23 protein-coding genes are annotated in these 20,686 nt (G+C 70.7%); 15 read left to right on the forward strand and 8 right to left on the reverse strand.

Translation table 11 applies throughout. From position 1 onward, the window contains the following. Window positions 1-7: 7 nt before the first annotated feature. From ACK41C_RS19335 to ACK41C_RS19350, 4 genes are all read right to left on the reverse strand, one after another. Window positions 8-913, reverse strand: coding sequence for a haloalkane dehalogenase (locus tag ACK41C_RS19335; RefSeq protein WP_409657914.1), 906 nt, complete (start codon window positions 911-913; stop codon window positions 8-10). Window positions 914-976: 63 nt separating this feature from the next. Beyond that, complete coding sequence (locus ACK41C_RS19340) at window positions 977-2,719, reverse strand: ATP-binding protein (protein WP_409657917.1); 1,743 nt, start codon at window positions 2,717-2,719, stop codon at window positions 977-979. Then, window positions 2,716-3,252: a YfiR family protein gene (locus ACK41C_RS19345; RefSeq protein WP_409657919.1), complete on the reverse strand. Its 537-nt coding sequence runs from the start codon at window positions 3,250-3,252 to the stop codon at window positions 2,716-2,718. Before ACK41C_RS19345 ends, ACK41C_RS19340 begins: the two co-directional genes overlap by 4 nt. Further along, entirely contained in the window at window positions 3,249-5,147 is a 1,899-nt protein-coding gene (locus ACK41C_RS19350) for a TonB-dependent receptor plug domain-containing protein (protein ID WP_409657921.1), read from the reverse strand. Before ACK41C_RS19350 ends, ACK41C_RS19345 begins: the two co-directional genes overlap by 4 nt. 155 nt (window positions 5,148-5,302) lie before the next feature. On the opposite strand from ACK41C_RS19350, the gene ACK41C_RS19355 reads away from it, so the two are divergent. From ACK41C_RS19355 to ACK41C_RS19425, 15 genes are all read left to right on the forward strand, one after another. Further along, complete coding sequence (locus ACK41C_RS19355; RefSeq protein WP_409657924.1) at window positions 5,303-5,680, forward strand: amidohydrolase family protein; 378 nt, start codon at window positions 5,303-5,305, stop codon at window positions 5,678-5,680. A 95-nt stretch (window positions 5,681-5,775) separates the two neighbouring features. Beyond that, the gene (locus tag ACK41C_RS19360) at window positions 5,776-6,066 is read left to right on the forward strand and encodes a Flp family type IVb pilin (protein ID WP_409657927.1); all 291 of its coding nucleotides are present in this window, start codon (window positions 5,776-5,778) and stop codon (window positions 6,064-6,066) included. A gap of 55 nt (window positions 6,067-6,121) precedes the next feature. Further along, entirely contained in the window at window positions 6,122-7,072 is a 951-nt protein-coding gene (locus ACK41C_RS19365) for an ABC transporter ATP-binding protein (RefSeq protein ID WP_409657930.1), read from the forward strand. Between the two features lie 19 nt (window positions 7,073-7,091). After that, window positions 7,092-8,222: an ABC transporter permease gene (locus ACK41C_RS19370; RefSeq protein WP_409657933.1), complete on the forward strand. Its 1,131-nt coding sequence runs from the start codon at window positions 7,092-7,094 to the stop codon at window positions 8,220-8,222. 399 nt (window positions 8,223-8,621) lie between these two features. Continuing rightward, window positions 8,622-8,810 (forward strand): Flp family type IVb pilin, encoded by a 189-nt coding sequence (locus tag ACK41C_RS19375; RefSeq protein ID WP_409657936.1) that lies wholly within the window; start codon window positions 8,622-8,624, stop codon window positions 8,808-8,810. Window positions 8,811-8,906: 96 nt separating this feature from the next. Beyond that, on the forward strand, window positions 8,907-9,740 hold the full coding sequence (gene cpaB, locus ACK41C_RS19380) for a Flp pilus assembly protein CpaB (protein WP_409657939.1): 834 nt from the start codon (window positions 8,907-8,909) through the stop codon (window positions 9,738-9,740). A gap of 72 nt (window positions 9,741-9,812) precedes the next feature. Next, a complete protein-coding gene (locus ACK41C_RS19385) occupies window positions 9,813-11,231 on the forward strand; it encodes a type II and III secretion system protein family protein (protein ID WP_409657942.1) in 1,419 nt (472 codons plus the stop codon). Window positions 11,232-11,241: 10 nt separating this feature from the next. Continuing rightward, window positions 11,242-11,538 (forward strand): hypothetical protein, encoded by a 297-nt coding sequence (locus ACK41C_RS19390; RefSeq protein ID WP_409657945.1) that lies wholly within the window; start codon window positions 11,242-11,244, stop codon window positions 11,536-11,538. Next, window positions 11,535-12,752 (forward strand): CpaE family protein, encoded by a 1,218-nt coding sequence (locus ACK41C_RS19395; RefSeq protein ID WP_409657948.1) that lies wholly within the window; start codon window positions 11,535-11,537, stop codon window positions 12,750-12,752. Before ACK41C_RS19390 ends, ACK41C_RS19395 begins: the two co-directional genes overlap by 4 nt. Then, window positions 12,749-14,089: a CpaF family protein gene (locus ACK41C_RS19400; protein WP_409657950.1), complete on the forward strand. Its 1,341-nt coding sequence runs from the start codon at window positions 12,749-12,751 to the stop codon at window positions 14,087-14,089. Before ACK41C_RS19395 ends, ACK41C_RS19400 begins: the two co-directional genes overlap by 4 nt. Before the next feature lie 4 nt (window positions 14,090-14,093). Then, the gene (locus tag ACK41C_RS19405; protein ID WP_409657953.1) at window positions 14,094-15,080 is read left to right on the forward strand and encodes a type II secretion system F family protein; all 987 of its coding nucleotides are present in this window, start codon (window positions 14,094-14,096) and stop codon (window positions 15,078-15,080) included. 13 nt (window positions 15,081-15,093) lie between these two features. Further along, window positions 15,094-16,029, forward strand: coding sequence for a type II secretion system F family protein (locus ACK41C_RS19410; RefSeq protein ID WP_409657956.1), 936 nt, complete (start codon window positions 15,094-15,096; stop codon window positions 16,027-16,029). After that, a complete protein-coding gene (locus ACK41C_RS19415) occupies window positions 16,026-16,496 on the forward strand; it encodes a tetratricopeptide repeat protein (RefSeq protein WP_409657959.1) in 471 nt (156 codons plus the stop codon). The genes ACK41C_RS19410 and ACK41C_RS19415 overlap by 4 nt, the downstream gene beginning before the upstream one ends. After that, on the forward strand, window positions 16,493-17,374 hold the full coding sequence (locus ACK41C_RS19420; RefSeq protein WP_409657962.1) for a tetratricopeptide repeat protein: 882 nt from the start codon (window positions 16,493-16,495) through the stop codon (window positions 17,372-17,374). The genes ACK41C_RS19415 and ACK41C_RS19420 overlap by 4 nt, the downstream gene beginning before the upstream one ends. Further along, entirely contained in the window at window positions 17,371-17,877 is a 507-nt protein-coding gene (locus ACK41C_RS19425) for a prepilin peptidase (RefSeq protein ID WP_409657964.1), read from the forward strand. The genes ACK41C_RS19420 and ACK41C_RS19425 overlap by 4 nt, the downstream gene beginning before the upstream one ends. A 3-nt stretch (window positions 17,878-17,880) precedes the next feature. On the opposite strand, the gene ACK41C_RS19430 is transcribed toward ACK41C_RS19425, so the two are convergent. From ACK41C_RS19430 to ACK41C_RS19445, 4 genes are all read right to left on the reverse strand, one after another. Continuing rightward, window positions 17,881-18,285 (reverse strand): TadE/TadG family type IV pilus assembly protein, encoded by a 405-nt coding sequence (locus tag ACK41C_RS19430; RefSeq protein ID WP_409657967.1) that lies wholly within the window; start codon window positions 18,283-18,285, stop codon window positions 17,881-17,883. Window positions 18,286-18,287: 2 nt separating this feature from the next. Continuing rightward, the gene (locus ACK41C_RS19435; RefSeq protein ID WP_409657970.1) at window positions 18,288-18,836 is read right to left on the reverse strand and encodes a TadE/TadG family type IV pilus assembly protein; all 549 of its coding nucleotides are present in this window, start codon (window positions 18,834-18,836) and stop codon (window positions 18,288-18,290) included. Then, complete coding sequence (locus ACK41C_RS19440; RefSeq protein WP_409657973.1) at window positions 18,836-20,200, reverse strand: pilus assembly protein TadG-related protein; 1,365 nt, start codon at window positions 20,198-20,200, stop codon at window positions 18,836-18,838. Before ACK41C_RS19440 ends, ACK41C_RS19435 begins: the two co-directional genes overlap by 1 nt. Window positions 20,201-20,367: 167 nt before the next feature. Beyond that, a complete protein-coding gene (locus tag ACK41C_RS19445; RefSeq protein ID WP_409657976.1) occupies window positions 20,368-20,574 on the reverse strand; it encodes a hypothetical protein in 207 nt (68 codons plus the stop codon). Between the last annotated feature and the right edge of the window lie 112 nt (window positions 20,575-20,686).

Below are 20,686 nucleotides of genomic sequence, written 5' to 3' on the forward strand. Positions count from 1 at the left end.
GGTTCCTTCAGCCGCGGGTCTGGGCGATGACTTCGAGGAGGAGGTCGGCGATGGCCTCGGGGCTGTCCTCCTGCAGGAAGTGACCTCCCGAAAGGGTCCGGTGCGGCTGGCCGCCGGCGCCTGGAACGCGGTCCTGAAACGCTCTTTCGCCGCCACGAGTGATGGGGTCGCCGTCGCTGAAGGCGGTGACGAACGGCCGCCGGAAGTCCTCGAGCGCCTTCCATGCGGCCAGGTTTTCGGCGACGGAGGCGTGTTCCGGCGTGATCGGCACCAGGGCCGGGAACTGTCGCGCGCCTTCCTTGAAGCTCTCGTCGGGAAAGGGCGCGTCATAGGCGGCGATCTCTTCGGGCGAAAGATCCCGCGCCGTGCCGCCGTTGACCAGCATGCCGATGGGCATCTGCGGGACGTTCTGGCTGAACTCGAGCCAGGCGCGGAAGCCCTCGGTCGCTCCGGCGCCGGCTGGCAGGCCGGTATTGGCCACGACGACCGCTGCGAAGCGTGCGGGCATGGCCGCCACCAGCCGCAGCCCGATGAGGCCGCCCCAGTCCTGGCAGAACAGAGTCACGTTGGACAGATCGAGGCTCTCGAACCAGGCCTTCGTCCAGGCCACATGACGCTCGTAGGTGTAGTCGGACCGCGCCGCAGGCTTGTCGGACCGACCGAAGCCGATCAGGTCGGGCGCGATGGCTCGCGCGCCGCCCGTCGTCAGCCGCGGGATGATCTTGCGGTAGAGATAGGCCCAGGTTGGTTCGCCGTGCATCAGCAGCACCGGAGGGCCTGTTTCCGGGCCTTCGTCCACATAGTGCAGGCGCAAGGGTGAGCCGCCCTCGGCCGAGACCTCGCAATAGTGTGGCGCGAAGGGCCAATCGGCGAGGCTCTGAAAGCGCTCGTCCGGGGTTCTGAGCACGCGCAAGGACGATCCTCCGATATTATGGCATTAGAAATGTCATAATATCGTGAGCGGTCAAGCCCGAGCTCAGGCCGAAAGCGCCTCGTCGACGCAGCGGGCGAGCGCCGCCGTCTCGAACGGCTTGCGCAGAAGGCGCGCCCGAGTCCCCACCGAAGCCTCTAGCGCTTCGGATTCGGCGTAGCCGCTGACGAACAGGATCGGCATGTCGGGACGCTCGGCCCGTACTTGGCGCGCGACGTCGGCGCCGGTCATGCCGGGCATGGCGTAGTCCAGCACGAGCAGGTCGGTGGGCGCGGCGTGGAAGGCCTCCAGCCCGGACGGGCCGTCTGGCGCCTCCCGGGCCTCGTAGCCGAGGTTGGTCAGGGCTTCCAGCACGTAGCGGCGGACGCCGGGGTCGTCATCGATCACCAGGATTCGGGCGCCGGGTCGGGTCGGACTGGGAATGTCGTCGGCCGGCGGCTCGGCCGCCGGCGCGGCCTCGGCGCTGGGCAGGTAGAGGGTGACCGTAGCGCCGTCTCCCGGCGAGCTCTCGATGCGCGCAGTCCCGCCGGCCTGTTTGGCGATGCCGTAGACCTGGGCGAGCCCCAGCCCCGTGCCCTTGCCGACGCCCTTGGTGGTGAAGAAGGGCTCGAAGGCCCGCGCCCGCACCTCCTCCGGCATGCCCGGCCCCTCGTCGGAGACCGAGAGCAGCACATATGAGCCGTCCGCCAGCTCCGGATCGCCCTCGATCCGGGTCTCGTGCGCGCGCACCACGACGAGGCCGCCGTCCGCCATGGCGTCGCGGGCGTTGATGCACAGGTTGAGGATGGCGAGCTCCAGCTGGATAGGGTCGCCGATGGCACTCGTCGCCTGGGCGGGCAGGGCGAACTCGACGCGGACCTGCGGGCCAAGCGTGGTCGGGAGGAATTCGGCCAGCCGCTCCACGACGGCCGTCACGTCGATCGGCCGCAACTCCAGCTTCTGCTGGCGGGAGAAGGCGAGGAGCTGGGCGGTCAGGCGAGCGCCGCGCTCGGCGGCCTTCATGCCGGTGGAGGCCCAGCGTTCGATCTTGGCCGGGTCGTTGGGCTTGCGCTGGATGAGGTCCAGGCTGCCTTGCACGCTCTGCAGGAGGTTGTTGAAGTCGTGGGCGATGCCGCCGGTCAGGCGGCCCAGCGTCTCCATCTTCTGGGCCTGGCGCAGCGCCTCCTCGGCGCTTTCGCGGGCGCGGATCTGGGCCTGGAGCTCGCGGTTGGCCTCGGCCAGATCGCGGGCCCGGGCCTCGGTCTCCGCCGCCGCCGCCCGCAAGGCCGACTGGACGCCCTGGGAGGCTCCCACTACCGCGGCGGCGACGAGCAGCAGCACGAGCGTGCCGGCGTGGCGGGCGGCGAGCACGGCCAGCGGCTCGGGCGCGGAGCGGAGATAGACCGCGCCGATGTGCCCTCCCTCGAGTTCGACGGGCGCCAGCACCGACATACGTCGACCCCCCACCTGGCGCGGCACCGCGGCCACGTGGGACGGTGGTTCCGCGCCGCCGCGGGCGAAGCGCGCCACCCGGGCGCCTGCCGCATCGTAAACGCCCGCGGCCTCGACATTGGGGTCGGCGGCGAGCGCGGCGACGATGTCGCGGGCGGCTTCTGCGTCATCGAAGACAAGGGCCGGGGCGGCGGTGGCGGCCAGCACATTGGCCTGGGCGGCAAGGGCCTGGGCTTGGCGTGAGCGGTGGTTGGTCTCGTTGGCGAGGCCGGCGGCCAGGCTGGCGGCGATGAGCAGGGCGCCGGAGAGCGCGGCGGCCAGTGATCCCCATCGGCGGCGAGGGCGGGGCGTTCTCATCGCACCACCCTCACGGCGAGATTCAGGAGCTTCGACGATATGACGAGGTCACTGCGGCGCGCACGGCGTTCGTCGACGCTGAAGCGGACCCGGTTCGCGACGATCACGAAGTGGATCATCCCCATGGCGCTCGTCTGCTGGTCGTCGGTGACGGTGAGGACGGGCGAGCCCGCCAGGGCGTCGAGGGCCTGTTCGACGGACTGGTCCGGCGAACCGCCCAGATAGGCGATGTGGCACCCGGAGCTTGGCGAAATCGCGGCCATCCGGCGCAGCTCGACGGCGCGTCCGCCGATGCTCTGGTTTTCGAGGGTGCGATCGAGCAAGGCGCCGAACGGATCGCGGCCGACGACGCAGAGGGTCATGGACCGCGAGTCGGCCAGGGCGGCCGGCGGCCACGAGACAAAGGACGCGAAGCGATGGAGGAAGGCCGCCTTCACCGGATATTCGAGCGGCCTCTCGATCGCCAGGGCCGCGCCGGCGGAGGCCGAAAGGAGCGCGGCGGCCGCCATGCCGATCCGGTGGCCGCGCTTCACCAATTCACCCTCAGGCCGGCCTGCACCGATCGCCGGACTTCGGTGCGTCGGGGTTCGCTCGCCTCGGGGTGATGGGCGTCGAATAGATTGAATCCTGCGATCGACAGTTCGACCTGCTCACTCACTCGCCAGGCGACGCGAGCGTCGGCCTCGGTATAGCCCGGCGCATCGAGGTATCCGCCGGTCTGCTCCCTGGGAACTTCGCTGGCGAAGCGCAGGCGCACGTCCAGGTCGATGTCGGGTGAAAGGTTCCACTGCGAATGGACGTAGCCCGTCAGGTCTGCGTCGTGGCCGGCCGCGGCCAGATTGGAGCGGTCGTTGCTGCCGTCGCTGCGGCGGAACGCCCCGTCCAGGGCCGTGAAGCCGGCGCTCAGCCGCCAGTCGGGGGAGACGTCGAAGTCTCCCCAGGCCTCGAGACCCCAGGTTTCCCCTTCAAGGCCGTTGCCGATGCGCAAGGGAAAGATCGTGTCGGGCGTCGGCTCGGTCGAACGCAGGCCCGAGTATTCGTGCCGGAAGACCGTGGCGGAGAGTGCGACGCGCGGCGTGGGGCGCCCGCGATAGCCCAGTTCGTAGGCGATCAGCCGCTCCGGTTCGAACTGCGAGCGTTCGAGGAACGGACGAAACGTGAGATCGCGGTCGAGGCGCGAAGGGCTGCGTACGGCCCGTGAGGCTGCGGCCCAGAAGGTGGCCGCCTCGGAAGGGCGCCAGGCCGCCCGGATGCTCGGCATCCATTCCGGATCGCCGAAGCTGGAATCCTCGACCTTCAGGCCCAGGGTGACGGCGACGTCGCCGAGCTCGATCTGGTCCTGGACGAAGAGATTGCTCAGCGTGAACTCGCGGGCGGGTGGATCCAGGACGAAACCGTTGACGAAGTTGGCGAAGCGATCGCTCCAATGGCGATGGCCGACCCCCGCCACCCAGCGATGCCGCCCGCGGTCGAAGGCGTATTCCGCCTGGATGTCGTGAGTGATCACGCCGTCGAGGATGCCGCGCGCGATGCGTTCGTAGCGATCGTAATAGGCCTGGACCTGGAGGCTGGAGCCGTCGTCGAAGGTGCGCGTCCACCGGGCGAGGAGGTTGGAGCCTTCGAGCTTCCCGTCGGGCCGCGTGGGCGCCTGGGAGGGGACGTCGTCGCGATAGGCGTCGCCCTGAAGGGTGAAAGTCGATGCCTGCCCTTGGAAGTCGGAACGGAAGCCGACCTGGCCGCCGCGCCAGCCGTCCTCCACCGAGCCGCCGGGCAGGTAGGAGTCCACGGCTTCGTAGCCCCGGACATAGACGCGGACGGCGCCGGCCGCGCCGAGCGGCGCGCCGTGGCGCAGCGTCAGGCTGCGCTCGAACGAGCCGACGCGGGCGTTCAGCAGGGTTCCGAGAGTCTCCTGGGCAGGACGGGTGATCACCTTGACGACGCCGTTGACGGCGTTTGCGCCCCACAAGGCTCCCCCGGGGCCGCTGACCACCTCGATCCGGGCTATGTCGGCCAGCGGCGTATGGTGCTGGCTCCACTCCACGCCGCTGAAGAAGGGGCTGTAGACGCTTCGGCCGTCGATCAGGACGAGCAGCTTGTTGGCGCTCTCGAACCCGTTCAAGCCGCGGGCGGAGATCGCATAGTCGAGCGCGTCCACTCGCTGGACGGCGAGATTGGGCGCCAGGCGGAGGACTTCCGGCAGAGTCGGGGCTCCGCTGCGGCGGATGTCGTCCTGGCTGATGACGAAGGCCGAAGCCGCCGCGCCGGCCAGGCTTTCCGGGCGGCGCGAGACGGTAGTGATCTCGAGTTCGGCGAGTTCTTCGAGGCTGAGCCGGGAGAGGTCGCGGAGCTCGGCGGAGACGGCATGGGCGCTCACGGGGGCGGTAGCGCAAAGGGCTCCCGCGGCGGCGGCGAGCATGTACCGACTCATAATGTAGGCCCCCTCAGCACGCCCCGGCGAAGCTCACAACGCGCGAACCTTCACCGTTGTTCCGCAGCTGCTGCGCCGGGGGCGCCCCGTCATCAGGGCGGCGGCGCGGAGGCGGCCAGCGCGCGCGAGGCCGCTGGCCTCGTGGGTAGGAGCACGTGGAGGACGCCGGACGCGGGCCAGGTCAGGGGGCGGGCGCCCAGGCGGCTCAGGGCCTCTTCGTCGACGGCGGCGGGATCTGCGAGGTCGACCCGCAGGCGCGCGGTCGCAGCGCCGGCGCCGCGCAGGTTGTCCGCGCCGCCAGGGCTCGGCGCCACGGGTCGGATCTCGACATGATGGCCGCCGTGCGGAGCGCCGGCCTGGATCTCGCCGAGGCCGCACGCCTGGCCTCGGCCGCCCCGGCGGCGTTCCTGGGGCTTGCGGATAGCCATGGGGCGATCGCCGCCGGCCGCAAGGCGTGCCTGGTGGTCGCCGATCGTGCGCTGGAGATCGTGGAGTCCTGGATCGACGGCGTCCGCGATCCCGCGGCGCGCTGATCGGAGATGGCCGGCCTCAACCAAGGCGCGAAAGGGTTGTGACGCCCATCGAAGCCGCGTTAAGATCGCATTAAGGGTTCGCAGCGGGGCTTGCCGTGAAGCGGTTTCTTCGGGATCAGAGGGGCGGCGCGGCCGGCGAGTATGCGCTGATCCTCGCCGTGTTCGGCGTAGGCCTCGTCGCCGCGGGCGGGGAGCTGGGCGCGGCGATCAGCGAGGGCATGGGGCGCGTGGCGGCCGCCCTGGATACGAACGGCCAAGGCGGGTCCGATCCGTCTGCCGACGGTGGTTCCGATGGCGGTGGACCGCCGGATTCGAATCCGGGCAATGGACCGCCCGGCGACACCCCTGGCCAGGGGCCTCGTGGGATGCTGGCCGGCCGCAGCTAATCTGGCGGCGAAGCTTCTTCAGCCCTTGTAAACCAAGGCCGGCCGATCTTTCGGCATGCTCGAAAACACTGCGCCCTCTGCGCCGGACGCCCTCAAGGTCGCAGGCCTGCGCAAGATCTACGAGGGCGGGCGAGGCGTCTCTGGCGTCGACCTGTCGGTTCCGGCGGGCGCCATCACCGGGTTCATCGGCGTCAACGGCGCGGGCAAGAGCACGACGCTGAAAGCCGTGATGGGGCTCGTTTCGCCTCAGGCCGGCCGCATCGAAATCCTCGGCGAACCCAGCAACTTCGAAAGCCGGCGCGCAGTCGGCTTCCTGCCCGAGGAGCGGGGACTCGCCCCGCGCGAGCGGGCCCGCGACGTCATCGCCTTCCACGGCCGCCTGAAAGGGATGGACCGGCGGCGAGCCTACGCCCGCGCCGACGAGCTTCTGGAGCGTATCGGGCTTGCGGGGCGGCGGCGGGCGCGGATCGAGGACCTGTCGAAGGGCAACGCCCAGCGGGTGCAGATCCTTTGCGCCCTGGTCCACAAGCCGGCGCTGCTGGTGCTGGACGAACCGTTCACGGGGCTGGACCCCATCGCCCAGGCCGAGGTGCAGTCGCTGTTCGCCGAGCAGCGCGCCCGCGGCGGGGCGATCCTGTTTTCCACCCACTCCATGGCGGTGGCCGAGCGGCTGTGCGACCGCGTCGCGATCCTGGCCGGAGGCCGCACGGTCTTCGAGGGGGAGGTGGCCGAGGCCGCCGCGCACGCGCCCAACGGCGCCTATGTGACCCTGGAGGACGCCGAGGCTCTTCTCGAGGTGGCCGCCGCCCTGGGCGGGGAGGCGAGGCCCTTTCCAAGCCGCATGGGCGAGGCCCTGCGCTGGCGGGTCCTGCTGCCCGCCCACGTGCCCTATGTCTCGCTGATGCGGGCCATGGCCGAGCGGGGGTTGGCGATCCAGGGTTTCGAGCCCATCGAGCCCGGCCTCGAGGGCGCCTTCTGGGCGCTATCCGAAAAGAAGGCCGCCTGACGCCGCGCGGGGGGCGCACATGCTGTCGCCGAACCGGACCTGGCTGATCGCCGCGCGCGAGTTCAAGACCTATACGACCACCATCAGCTTCTGGGTGGCCCTGGCCCTGGGGCCGATCATCATGTCCAGCGTGGCGCTCCTGGGGCCGGCCCTGCAGCCGCCGGCGCCGGCGGTGATCGAGGTCCGCTCCGAAGAGGCGGGGCTCGCCGCCGCCGCCGCCGCGGCGCTTTCCGAAGCCGGCGAACTGACGGGGCGGCCCCAGACGATCGTGCAGGAGCCGCCGGCGGCCGAGCCCGACACCCGCCTCGTCGTACGCCGCACGCCCGCAGGAGGAATTTCGGTGGAGGTGGAGGGAAAGCCCCTGACCCCCGCCGCCCGCGCCCTGTTGGCACGCGACCTGGCCGCGGCGGGGACGGAGGCGCCGCTCCCGGCCGTGACCCTGCCTGACGAAGCGCCGCCGCCGCCATCCGCAAGGCCGCGGGGCGCCCCGCCGGGCCGGCTCGCCGTCGCCTTCCTGCTCTGGACCAATCTGATCGGCGCGATGGGCATGCTGATGCAGTCGGTGACGCGCGAGCGGGCGAGCCGGGCGCTGGAGACCCTGCTGGCCGCCGCCCGGCCCATGGAGATCATGCTGGGCAAGCTGGCGGGCGTGGGGGCGGTCTCTCTGCTGGTGGTGGGCCTGTGGCTGGCGGCGGGCGGGCTGCTGGCCTGGGGCGGCGGCGGGGCGGGCGGCGCCCTGCTGCGGGTGCTGTTCCAGGATCTGGCGAACCCCTGGTCACTGCTGGGTTTTGCGGGGATCTATCTGGCGACCTACGTGGCCTATGGCTCGGCCCTGCTGGGGATCGGCGCCCTGGCGCGGGACGACGTCTCGGCCCAGAACCTGTCGCGGCCGCTCTACGCCGTGGTGATCCTCGTCTTCTTCGCGCTCCTAGCCGACCTGCAGGCCAAGGCGCCGGCGTGGCTTCTCTGGGCGCCGCCCTTCACCCCGTTCATCGTCCTGGTCCGTCCCTGGCTGGGGATCGGCGAGATCCTGGGGCCTGCTCTGCTCTTCCTGGCCGCGGCCGGGCTCTCGACCTTCGCCGCCGCCTGGGCGATCCGGGCCGAGAGGCTCACCCGCGGGACGGCGCCGAGGCCGCCGGCGGAGCCCTGAAGTCCGCATGAACGCGGATCAACCGAAGGGCGTGCGCCTCACGGCGCACCTTGAAGTAACGCCAGGGACTCTGCGAAATTAAGTCGCATTAAGATTTGTAGGGGTCGGGCTTAATGCATTTAAATGTGGCCCGGATCTGGCATCGTCAGGCGCAAGTCGAGCAGTCGACGAAAAGATGTGCCAAGTCGGGACAGGTCGGGGGGGTCGAAATCAGAACCCCACCGAAAGTTCAGGCTTCGAATTCTGGGTTAAGACGTGGTTAACGCAGTAGATCTCGGTTTACGGTTTGTTAAATGTTGGCTAACGTCGGCCCAGTAGGGGGAGTGGCGGCCTGAGCGCCTGGCCCTTTCCACGACGCCCCTGGGGGCGGGGTGGCGCAACCGGATGAAGGGGTGATCGATGTCGAAGTTGCTTGCTTTTCTTAAGGACGAAACCGGCGCGTCGGCAGGCGAATACGCCCTGATCCTGGCCGTGGTCGGGATCGGCATCGTCGGGGCGGCCGGCGCGCTGAAGGACGCCATCGCAGGCGCCATGAACGACGCGGCGACCGTCATCAAGACCGGAAAGGCGGGCGGCGGCGAGGAATGACCGGCGCCTCGGTTCCGAGGGCCAGCCGAACGCCTTCGGCCGAGCCGGGCGCCGCAGGCCTACGGTCCCGCGCCATGCAGCCGGCAGGAGCGCGACATGCCTGCTCGTAACATCCTCACGCTCGCCGCCGCCGCCGTCCTGGCGCTGCTGGCGGTGATCGCGGCCCAGGCCTGGCTAACCTCCGCGGCCAAGTCCCGCGAGCGGAGCGAGGTCGTCGTCGGGACGGTTCCGGTCGTGGTCGCCGCCCGCCCTGTGGAGCGGGGGGCGACGCTGACTGCGGCGGATCTGAAGATCGTGGCCTTTCCGGAACAGGCGACGCCGGAGGGGGCCTTGAACAGCATTGCTCAGGCGACCGGCGGCCAGCGCATGGCCCTGCGCGCGCTCGCCGTGAACGAGCCCGTTCTGACCAGCCGAATCTCGGCGCCCGGCGAGAAGGTGAGCCTATCGGCGGCGCTGACGCCGGGCATGCGGGCGGTGACCTTCCGTTCCAACGACGTCGCCGGGGTGGCGGGCTTCGTCCTGCCGGGGGATCGCGTGGACGTGATGCTGACCCGCGAGCCCTCGGACGCGGGCGCCGCCGGCGCGGTGACCACCGTGGTGGCCGAGAACCTGAAAGTGCTGGGGGTGGACCAGATGGCTGACGAGGCGGCCACCAAGCCCGTCGTCGCCAAGGCCATCACCCTGGAGGTGGCGCCGGAGCAGGCCCAGGCCATTTCCCTGGCCCAGGCTGTCGGCTCGGTGTCGCTGGCCTTGCGCCATGTGGGCGACGAGGCGGCGCTGGCGAAACGGACGACGACGGTCGCCGACCTGGGCTCCGGCCGGTCGCCCGCCGCGGGCGGGGCCCGGCAGCATCACTCCGCGCGGCCCTCGGGGCCGAGCGTGGCGGTCACGCGGGGCGTGGCGACCACGGAATACCGGGTTCAACAATAGTTTCCGGCGCCGCGCGGCGGCGCCGAGGGAAGGGTAGGGCTGAAAGCCATGAACGGGGGCGCAGGGAGAGGGATGCGGAACGCCTGGGCGGCGCTGCGCGGCCTGGCCGTAGCCGCGGCCCTGGCGACGGCCGGCGCGGCTTGCGCCCAGCCCGCCGCGGGCCGGGCCGAGCTGACCCTGCCGGTGGGCAAGTCGGAGGTCCTGGAGCTTCCCACCGCCTATACGGACCTGATGATCGCCGATCCGGAGGTCGCCGACGTGGTCCCGCTCTCGACCCGCTCGGTCTATGTAGTGGGCAAGAAGATGGGTTCCACCGCGCTCAGCGTCTACGGCCCCGGCAAGCGCCTGCTGACTGCGGTCAATGTGGTCGTGTCGGCCGACATCGGCGGCCTCAAGGCGCGCATCCACGAAATCCTGCCCGAGGAGACGGGCGTGACCGTTTCGGCGGCCAACGAGTCGATCGTGCTTTCCGGCCGGGTCTCGAGCGGTCCTCGCGCCCAGCAGATCGTGGCCCTGGCCCAGTCCTACGCGCCGCCTGAGAAGGTGGTGAACATGCTCTCCGTTCAGGGGGTGCAGCAGGTGATGCTGACCGTGCGGTTCGTGGAGATGGAACGGTCGGTGGCCAAGAACCTGCGGGTGAACACCGCTTCGCCCGCCGCCGGCCGGCCGGGTCGGCCCTTCCCGGTGATCGGGCAGGAACCCTACATCACCACCGGCGACACCATCATCAACGGCGGCGCGCTCGACACCTTCGGCATCTTCCAGACCCTGCTGCGAGCCGGCGATCTCAATCTCGACATCGTCTTCGACGCCCTGGAGACCAAGGGGCTCGTCAAGACGCTGGCCGAACCGACCCTGGTGGCCATGTCCGGCGATACGGCCAGCTTCCTGGCCGGCGGCGAGTTTCCGATCCCTGTGGCCCAGAACACCAACAACGGCCAGACGACCATCACGGTGGAGTTCAAGGAGTTCGGCATCTCCCTGGCCTTCACGCCTACCGTGCTGGACGACGGCGTGATCAGCCTGCTGGTGGCGCCGGAGGTCTCAAGCATCGATCCCTCCACCTCGGTCACGACGGCGGGGCTGACCATTCCCGGCATCAAGGTGCGCCGAGCGAAGACGACGGTCGAGCTGCGGGACGGCGAGTCCTTCACCATCGCGGGCCTGTTGCGCGACGACTACCGCAACGACATCCGCCAGTACCCCTTCCTGGGCGACCTGCCCGTGATCGGGACCCTGTTCCGCTCTACCGGATACCAGAAGAACCAGTCCGAGCTGGTGCTGGTGGTGACGCCGCGGCTGGCGGCCCCGGTCCAGGGTCGTGCGGCGACGCCGGCGGACGGCTTCGTGCCCCCCTCGGACTTCGAGCTCTTCCTGCTTGGCGCCCAGCGCGCCGCCGGCCAGGCGCGGACCCCGGAAGACCGGGCCCTCATGGCCATCGACCCTGACCGCAGCGGCCTGGAAGGCCGCTACGGCCATCTACTGAAATAGGAGGTCGACGATGCGTGCTTGCCGCCCCATCGCCGTCCTGACCCTCCTCCTCCCGCTGGCGGCTTGCGTCCAGGCGCAGGGGGACCTCTCGCCTGGCTTCGGGACCAGCACCTCCCAGACCCGTGCGGCCCAGGTCGCCGACCCGGACGCCGCCTATGCCCGGGAGACCCCCCCGGCCAGCGCGGGCGAACGCACGGTGGGCGCCCAGCAACGCTACAACAGCGGGCGGGTGACCCCCGTCGCCGGCAAGGGCGCGAGCGGCGTCGGCTCGTCCTCCGCCGAGGCCGGCTCCGGAGCGCGGCGATGATCTTCGCGCGCCGCAAGTCCGAACCGATCCTGGAGCCGCCGGCGCCGGTGGCGCGGGAGGCCGTGGTGCGCGTGGCCTACGACGTGGCGGCCTTCGACGGCGCGCCGCCCCCCGCCTCACTCGCCGCCCAGTTCCCGCAGATCGCGTTCGATCCCTTGTCCGGGGGCTTGGCGGGACTGGCGGTCACCCGGGCCGACGCCTTCATCCTGGCCCTGGACGCCGCCGCGCCCGGCGCAGCGGACCGGCTGGTCGCCGTCCTGCAGGAGCCCAATCCACCTCGGCGGGTGATCGTCTTCCTGAGCAGCCCCGACGTCGCGGTCTCCCGGCGGTTGCTGCGCGCCGGCGCCGCCGACGTCCTGGCCGCACCGCTTTCGGAGACGGCCCTGGCGGTCTCGCTCGAGCGTCTGCTCGCCACGCTGGCGGCCGTCCCGCAGCGGCCGCCCGAGGCGGGCGCCGGCGCGGTCGTCGCGGTGATGAAGGCCGGCGGCGGGGTGGGGGCTTCCGCCCTGACCGCGCAGCTCGCCGCCCTGACCGCCGCCGAGGGCGCCAGCCGGGTCTGCGTGGTCGATCTGGACGTGCAGTTCGGCGCCCAGGCGCTCTATCTGGACGTGGACAGCACCGTCACCCTGACCGACGTGCTCGCCGCCACCGGCGATCCGGCCGAGAGCGGGCTGGCCCGGTTGATGGCGGCCAGCGCGGACGGGGTGCGGGTGCTGGGCGCGCCGCGGGAACTGATGCCCCTGGAAGCCGTACGGCCGCAGACGATCGAGGCGCTGCTGCGCGCCCTGCGCCGCGACTTCGACCTGGTGCTGATCGACATGCCCGGCGCCTGGACGAGTTGGACCCGCGAGGCGCTGGCCCAGGCCGGGCAGATCCTGCTCGTCACGGAGCTTTCCGTCGCCCACGCCCACCTGGTGCGCCGCCAGCTGCAGGAGCTGGCCGACCAGGGCCTGTCGCACATCCCCCTGCGTCTGATCTGCAATCGCTGCGTCGCCGAGGCCGCCGCCGGAGTCGGTTTCCGCGCGGTGGAGGCGGCCATCGGCCGGGGGTTCGACGTGAAGATCGCGGAAGACCGCAAGCTGATGGGCAGTGCGGTGAACCAGGGGCTCAGCGTCCGGGCGCTGCGGCGTGGGTCGCAGCTGGAGCGGTCCCTGCGCGAACTCGCCACCCTGATCGCACCCCAGGCGGCGGCGAGGGCGCGGAGCGCGCCATGAGTTTCTGGAAAGAGCCGGCGGCGCTGCCCGCCAATGACGGGCCGGAGGTCAGGGCGGCCGCCGGGTTCGACACCCTGGACCTGAGGGTGCGCCTGCATCAGCGGCTACTGGAGATGCTCAATCTCGCCGCGCTCGACCAGACCCCCCGGGAAACCCTGCGCATGGAGGTGCGCCGGGCGGTGATCGGCCTGGTGGCCGACGAGAAACGCCTGCTGACGCCCGGCCAGATCGACCAGCTGGTCGGCGAGCTGCTGGACGAGCTCTTAGGGCTCGGGCCGCTGGAGCCGCTGCTCAAGGACGACGAGATCACCGACATCCTGATCAACACGCATGAGACCATCTATGTGGAGCGGGCCGGCCGTCTCGAGCGCACCGGCGTGCGCTTCCAGGACGCCCGCCACCTGCTGCGCATCGTGAACAAGATCGTTTCGGCGGTGGGCCGCAGGGTTGATGAGTCCCAGCCGATGGTCGACGCGCGCTTAGGCGACGGTTCGCGGGTCAACGCCATCATACCGCCGCTGGCGGTGGACGGGCCGCTGGTCTCGATCCGCAAGTTCGCCGCCCGGCCCATCGACATGGCTCGGTTGGTGGCGCTGGGCAGCGTCACTGCGGAGATGGCCGAGGTGCTGAAGGCCATTGTCGAGGCGCGGCGCAACGTGCTGATCTCGGGCGGCACGGGTTCGGGCAAGACGACGCTGCTCAACGCCATGTCCGCTCACATCGACGAGCATGAGCGCATCATCACCATCGAGGACTCCGCCGAGCTGCAGCTGCAGCAGCCGCATGTCGGGCGGCTGGAGACGCGGCCGTCCAACATCGAGGGCAAAGGCGAGGTCACCCAGCGCGAACTGGTGAAGAACGCCCTGCGGATGCGGCCCGACCGGATCATCGTAGGCGAGGTACGCGCCGACGAGGCCTTCGACATGTTGCAGGCCATGAACACCGGCCACGATGGCTCCATGACCACCGTGCACGCCAACTCCCCGCGCGACGCGCTCCTGCGGGTGGAGCAGATGGTCGGCATGGCCGGCTTCGACATCGCGCCGCGCTCCCTGCGGGGCCAGATCGCCTCGGCGCTGCAGGTGGTGATTCAGGCCGAGCGGTTCGAGGACGGGCGTCGCCGCGTCGTCTCGATCTCCGAACTGGTGGGCATGGAGGGCGAGGTGATCTCCATGCAGGAAATCTTCCGGTTCCGTCGCCGCGGCCGCGGCCCGAACGGGGAGGTGCTGGGCGACTTCGAAGCCACCGGCGTGCGGCCGAAGTTCATGGAGATCCTGACGGCGCGGGGCATTCAGCTGCCGCCGGAGATCTTCGCGCCGGGGCGGGTCTCAACCTGACGCCATGTTCGACGACCTCCTCCTTCCCCTGGCCCTGGTTCTCGGCTTCCTCGCCGCCGCCGCCGCCGCCGAGGGCCTGTTGAGCAGCTTCCTTGCCGCGCGCGACCGGAAGCAGCGCCTGACGCGGCGGCTGCGGCAGGGCGGGGCGCACTCGACCGCCCAGGCGGAGCTGATCCGAGAAGGAGGGTGGGGCGCGGCCGCCTCGCCGTTCCACGCCCTGCGAGTAGGGCTGGAGCGCCGGCTGGCCCAGGCCGACCTCGCCGTGTCGCCCCAGGCCTTCGCCGCCTACACCCTGGGCGCCGGCGCCGGGCTTTGGCTCGTCTCCACCGCGGTGATGCGGATGGTCGGCGCCGGCGGCGAGTTCCGCGACAGCCTGATCTCGCTGCTCGGCTGCATGATCCTGGCGGCGACGGCGGCCTGGGCGATGGTCTCCCGGCGACGCGGGCGGCGGTTGAAGCTGCTGGAGACCCAATTGCCGCTGGCCCTGGACGTGATCGTGCGCGCCCTCCGCGCCGGCCATCCGGTGATCTCGGCCGTCCGGCTGGTGACTGAGGAACTCGGCGATCCGCTCGCCCGCGAGTTCGAGCTGATCGTGGATGAGACCACCTATGGCGTGGAATTCCGCGAGGCGCTGGGCAACTTCGCGCGCCGGTCCGGATCGCCCGACGCCCATTTCTTCGCCGTCAGCGTGGCGATCCAGGCGGAGACCGGCGGCAACCTGGCCGAGATCCTGAACAACCTGGCGGCGGTCATCCGCGGGCGCATCGCACTTGGCAAGCGCGTGAAGGCGCTGGCGAGCGAGGGGCGGATGTCGGCCGCCCTGCTAAGCGTTCTGCCGATCCTCCTGATTTCGTTCATGTTCATTACCCAGCCGAGCTTCTACGTGTCGAAGTTCGACGATCCGATCTTCTGGCCTGTGGTGGCGGTGGTGGCGGCGCTCTACGGCGCCGGCCAGGCGATCATGCACCGCATCGTCAACTTCAGGTATTAGGGGGGCGGACGCGATGCAGGCCCTGATCCTCCTCGGCGTCTTCGGAGCGGTCTTCGCCGTCTCGCTGCTGGTTCTGAACCATGCCGCCACCGCCCTGCAGATCAGCCGGCGCTTGCGGCGGCGAGAGGAGTCGGCGTCGGAGGGTGGCGTGGCCGTGCTGCGCGAACGCCAGGTGCGCGGCGGGTTTCTCGGCTGGGTGCAGTCGGCGAAGTTCCTGCAGGACGCCGCCGACGAGGACCGGACACGGACCCTGCTGGTTCAGGCGGGTTTCGAGGGTGTGGCCGCGCCGGTCTGGTTCACCATCGCGCGCTTTGGGCTTGCGACGATCCTGCCCACCATCTTCCTCCTCGGGCCGGGCACCGGGGAAAGGGGGGTCGGCCTTCTCACGCCCTTCATCGCCGCCGCCCTTTGCGCGGCCGGGCTGGTGGCGCCCCGGATGCTCCTGGAGAGGCTGGCCGAGGCTCGGCGGGCCGAGCTCGAGCAGCAGTTCCCCGACGCCCTCGACCTGATGGTGGTCTGCGTGGAAGCCGGGCTGGGCATGGAGGCGGCCTTCATGCGGGTGGCCCGCGAGGTGCGGGAATCGCATCCGCGCGTCGCCCGGGAGCTGGACCTCGTCTCGCAGGAGCTCCGCGCCGGGCGCACCCGGGCCGAGGCCCTGCGCAATTTGGGCGAACGCACCGCGGTGCCGGCCGTGCGCTCCTTCGCCGCCCTGTTGATCCAGACCGACACCCTGGGCGCCAGCATAGGCCAGACGCTGCGGGTCTATTCCAAGGAGCTGCGTGAGACCCGGTTCATGAACGCTGAGGAGAAGGCCATGCGCATCCCGGTGCTCATGACCATTCCGCTGGTCGCCTGCATCCTGCCGGTGATCATGACGGCGCTGCTGCTGCCGGGGATCATCGACGTGATCCGGGTCGGCTTGCCGGCGCTGCGAGGGGCGGGCGGATGAAGCCCTTCCGGCTGATCGCCGTCGCGCTTCTGCTGGCTGCGCCTCTGGCGGGCTGCGCCTCGGTCAGGGACCTGGTCCTGCGTCTTGGCGACGAACCGCGGGCCGAGGCGCCGGACGTGCGGCAGGCCCTGCGCGGCGGAGCGGAACTGGCGGCCGAAACGCCGGTCGACCGCCTCTACGCCAGGGCCAAGGCCGCGATCCTGACCCGGGACTATGGCCTGGCGCTCGACCTGCTGCAGCTTGCCCGCGCCCGGGCGCCGCAGGACGTGCGGGTGCTGAACGCCCTGGGCGTCGTCTACGACAAGCTTGGGCGGTTCGATCTGTCTCGGCGGTACTACGAGCTGGCCCTGGCGCGGGAGCCGGACTCACGCGTCGTGGCCGCCAATCTCGCCTATTCGGCGGCCCTGCAGGGCCGGCGCGAACGCTTGGCCGCCGCGGCGCGGCCTCAGTCGCAGGAGGGGTTATGACGATCCGGACCGGGTTCGCCCGTAGCACGGCGGCGGCGTTGATCTGCCTAGCGATCGGGGTTTCGTCGGCAGAGGCGGGCGTGTTCTCCCGCGGCAAGGCGGCGGCGGGCCCCGACGGCGAGGCGGTGGTCGCCGAGTTCGACCGCGCCCTTTCCGAACAGCGCCTGGTGGACGCCGGGCGGATCCTCGACGCCGGCCTGGCGGCGGGCCTGCGGGACCCGCGGCTGATGCTGCGGTCGGGCGAGCTGCACCTGGCCCGCGGCCGTTATGAAGAAGCCGCCCGGAGTTTCGGCCTGGCTGAGCAGACGCAGGGCTTGAGGGCCGAGGCCCTGCAGGGGCGTGGCGTGGCCCTGGCCCAGCTCGGCCGGAGCCGGGAGGCCGCGCCGCTGCTGCGGGAGGCCGTGGCGCTTGATCCCAGCCTGTGGCGAGCCTGGAACGCCGTAGGCGTGGAGTGCGATCGCCGTCAGGACTGGATCGGCGCCGAACAGGCCTATGCGGAGGCCCTGAAGGCGGCCGATGGCGAGGCCGTGATCCACAACAACCGCGGCTATTCGCGCCTGCTACAGGGGCGGTTGGCCGAGGCGGCGGCGGACTTCGTCGCGGCCCTGGACCGGGATCCGGCCCTGGCCCCGGCCCGCTCCAATCTGCGCCTGGCCCTGGCGCTGGGGGGCGATTATGCGCGCGCCACCACGGCGGCCGGCCGCGACCAGCAGGCGGCGGTGCTGAACAACGCCGGCTTCGCCGCCGTCATGCGCGGCGACCTGGATTCGGCCGAGGATCTGTTCCAGCGCGCCATCGAGGCCAAGGGCGCCGCCTACGGCCGCGCCTATGAGAATCTGGCCATGGTTCGAGCGCTCAAGGCCGGCGGCGCGCCTTGAGCCCGGGCCTGCTCCACGGGATCTGGGCCGCCGGTTTTGCAGTCCTGCTGCTCCTGGCCGCGGCGACCGACGTGGCTCGCCGCCGGATCTACAACTGGACGGTCCTGGCCCTGGCCGCCCTCTATGCGGCGGCGGCGCTCCTGGGCGTCGCGCCCAGCGACTGGGTGTCGGGCCTCAGCGCGGGGTTGATCGCGCTGGCCGTCGGCTACGTCCTTTTCCATTTCGGGATCATGGGCGGCGGCGATGCGAAGCTGCTGGCGGCCGTGGCGCTCTATTTCGGCGTGGATCGCCTGCCGTTCCTGGCAGCGGCCGTCGCCCTGATCGGCGGGGCCGTGGCCGTCGGATACCTGGTCTTCCTGCCCAAGCGGGTGATGCGCGGCCTCACCCGAAGCGGCCGGACCGCGGGACCCGGCGTCGGCATCCCCTATGGCGTCGCGATTTCGGCCGGCGCCCTGCTTACCGGCGCCTTCACCACCGGCTTCTTTCCGCCGCCGATCGGCTGACGGTCAGGTTCCAGCCACCGACATCGCCGGGAAACAGGCCTGGGCGGAGAGGGGGACGTCGAGCCGCGCCAGCCCAACGTCGAGCCGGTAGGTCCCGCTGGCTGAGACGGACTCGCCGCAGTCGGCGTCAAGCGCCGGGATGAAGACAGGCGATATCCGCGGGCCAGCGTAGCGGCTCTCGGCATAGGCCTGGATGGCCTGATCGTTGGAGCAGATGTCGGTCTTCACGGCCGCGCAGCGGGCCGCGTCCTCCACCGCGAAATGCAGGCTGACGGCGGCGTAGATCATGAAGCACAGGTGGAAGGCGCCGACGCCCAGGACGACGATCGCCGGCAAAACCAGGGCGAACTCCGCCGCGCTGGCGCCGGTCTTGTCGATCCACAGGCGGCGGAGAGGAGATCTGCGCATGGCTATTCCAGGCGCATCCAGGCGGTGCGGGTGATCGGGCTGGGCAGCAACTCGGCCAGCGAAAGCCCTCGGAAGATCGGGCTGTAGGCGTAGCTGAGCGTCACCTGGATATAGTCGCCGGGCGTCTCGGCCGGACTGGTCGGGGCGGCCGAGCAGTCGGCGGGCTTGGGATCGGGCGGCCGGCCCACCTCGATCAGGTCCCCGGCCTCGTCGGGGCAGTAATAAGCCTCCTCAATGGGGAGCGAGAGAGTCACGGCTTGGCCGAGCGAGGTGCTCTGAGCGGCCGCCAGCACCACCTCCTCGAGCTCCACGCACCTCTCCGGCGCCGTCGCCGGCCATTTCTCCGGACTGTCGCAGGCCTTCCAACCCGCCTGGGCGGCGACCTGGGCGGCGTTGTCGAGCTGCATCTGCTGGAAGACATAGTAGCCGAAGTCCGCCGCGCTCAGCAGCGGCACGATCAGCACGCCGACCCAGATGGCCAGTTCGGCGGCGGCTGCGCCCCCCTCGTCGCCGATCAGGCGCCGGAACGGGGATGAGGAAATAGCGCCCATCACTCCACCAAGGTCTGCCTCTGGCCCGATCCCGGCGTCGGCGGCAGGATCAGGCCGGCGCGGTCGCAGTCCCGGGTCGGCTCGGCGAAGATCGCGCCCGTGCCGCTGACGCGGATCTTGTCGGCGACCACGGCGATGCAGGCCAGGCCGGCGGTGTGGTGATTGATGGCGCCGGCGATCTGGAACCTGGCGTTCGGCAGATAGATCAGACCGGTGACGTTGAAGGCCGGGCGGTTCCCCGCGTAGCTGAAGTCCAGCCTGTTCCGGGAACCGTTCAGCGCCGGATCCTGGAACAGGGCGACGCCGGCATAGGGGCCAGTGGTCGGGGCGGCGATGTCGAGCGCGCCGCCGCTGACGGAGCTCATCGGATAGTGTTCGAAGCCGGAGCCGGAGCTTGCGGTCGTGCCGCCGAACACCAGGGTCAGGCTGCCTTCCCCGGCGGTCCGCAGCGTATGGCCGGCGAGGTCGAGCCGGCCGTTGCCGATCATGAGCACGCTGTTGGGCGCCGTGACCGTCACGTTCCCGGAGAGTTTCACGTCGCCGCAGATGATCCTGGGCGTGCTCCAGTCGTAGCTTCCCGCTAGCTGGCGGGTGGCGTCGACGTTGTCTTGCGGGCCGGCCTTGGGTGAGTTGCCCTCATGGCAGGGGTTCGGCGGCGGCGTCAGGCCGGCATACGGGTCGGCCAGCAACGGCATGCCGCCGCGCCGTACGACGCCGCAGCCGGAGGTCGCCGCCGGCCCGGCGTCGCCATAGTTCACGCCCCGGTCCGAATTGACGCCGTTGCACGTCAACTCGCCGTTGGCGCGCATGTCGCAGCCGCCCAGGTCGACGCTGGCGCCGCCGTCGACCCGGATGACGTCGCCGCCCGTGGCCAGCCCCACCAGGCAATAGCCGCTCGCCGCGCCGCGTGGGCTGGCCAGGGCGGTGGCGCTCACGGTCTTGGCCCGGGTCGCGCCGAGGTCCACGTCCCCGCGATAGCCCACCATCCGCACGAGGTTGATCGGCACGTCGCGGCTGATGGTGACACGATAGCAGGCCTCGTCGCCGGAGCCTGGGCAGGGCTGGCCTTCGAGAGCGGTCACGGACACGTTGTCCTCCCCGTCGCGAAAGCCGTAGCGGGCGGCGACGGCGGCGGCCTCGAGTGCGAAGGTCTCGCCGCCGTTGGCGGCCGCCGCCAAGGCGGCGGAGTCGGCGGCGTTCTGCATGGCGCGGTTCAGGAGCCGCCAGGTGGCGACCTCGGTGGTCAACCCGATGGCGCCGATCAACGGCGCCAGAAGCAGGGCGAACAGCGGGCTGACGTTCCCGCCGTCGTTCCGAAGGCCAGCGACGAATTTAAGCGGGATTCTCCAGCGCCCCAGCGGCACGAGCCTTAGCCCCCGAAGATCGGCCCGAACTGCGCGGCCGAAGTTCTCAAGGCAAAGACTATGCCGAGGCGAGTGAAACTTTACAATGTCGGTAGTCGTCGCGACGAAATCTTCAACCGCGAAGGGATCTCATACCGGACCCCGGTGTCTGCGAGATCGCGCGCCCCTCAAAAAAGCGATCGCAAGAGGTTCGCGGCGAGCACCAGGGCAAGGGCGACCGCCAGGGTGAGCAAGATCCCGTTGATCAGGCCGCGCGCCGCAGAGAGCGGGTCTTCCGACGGCGCGGCCGGAAGCTGTTTCCGAGCCTGGAGCGCCCATTCCGCGCGGCCCGGCCGGCGGACGAACGGCTGTGCCGTGAAGCGTTCGGTCGGCATATCTGTTCTAAGGTAAGTTGCAAGCACACCCATCGTCAGGATGTCACTGTGAAGTGAAGTCACCGGTGCGGCAATTTGGCCTACGTTATGAATATTATAAACAATTAATATT

Source organism: Phenylobacterium sp. (assembly GCF_046290725.1).
Lineage (GTDB): Bacteria > Pseudomonadota > Alphaproteobacteria > Caulobacterales > Caulobacteraceae > Phenylobacterium.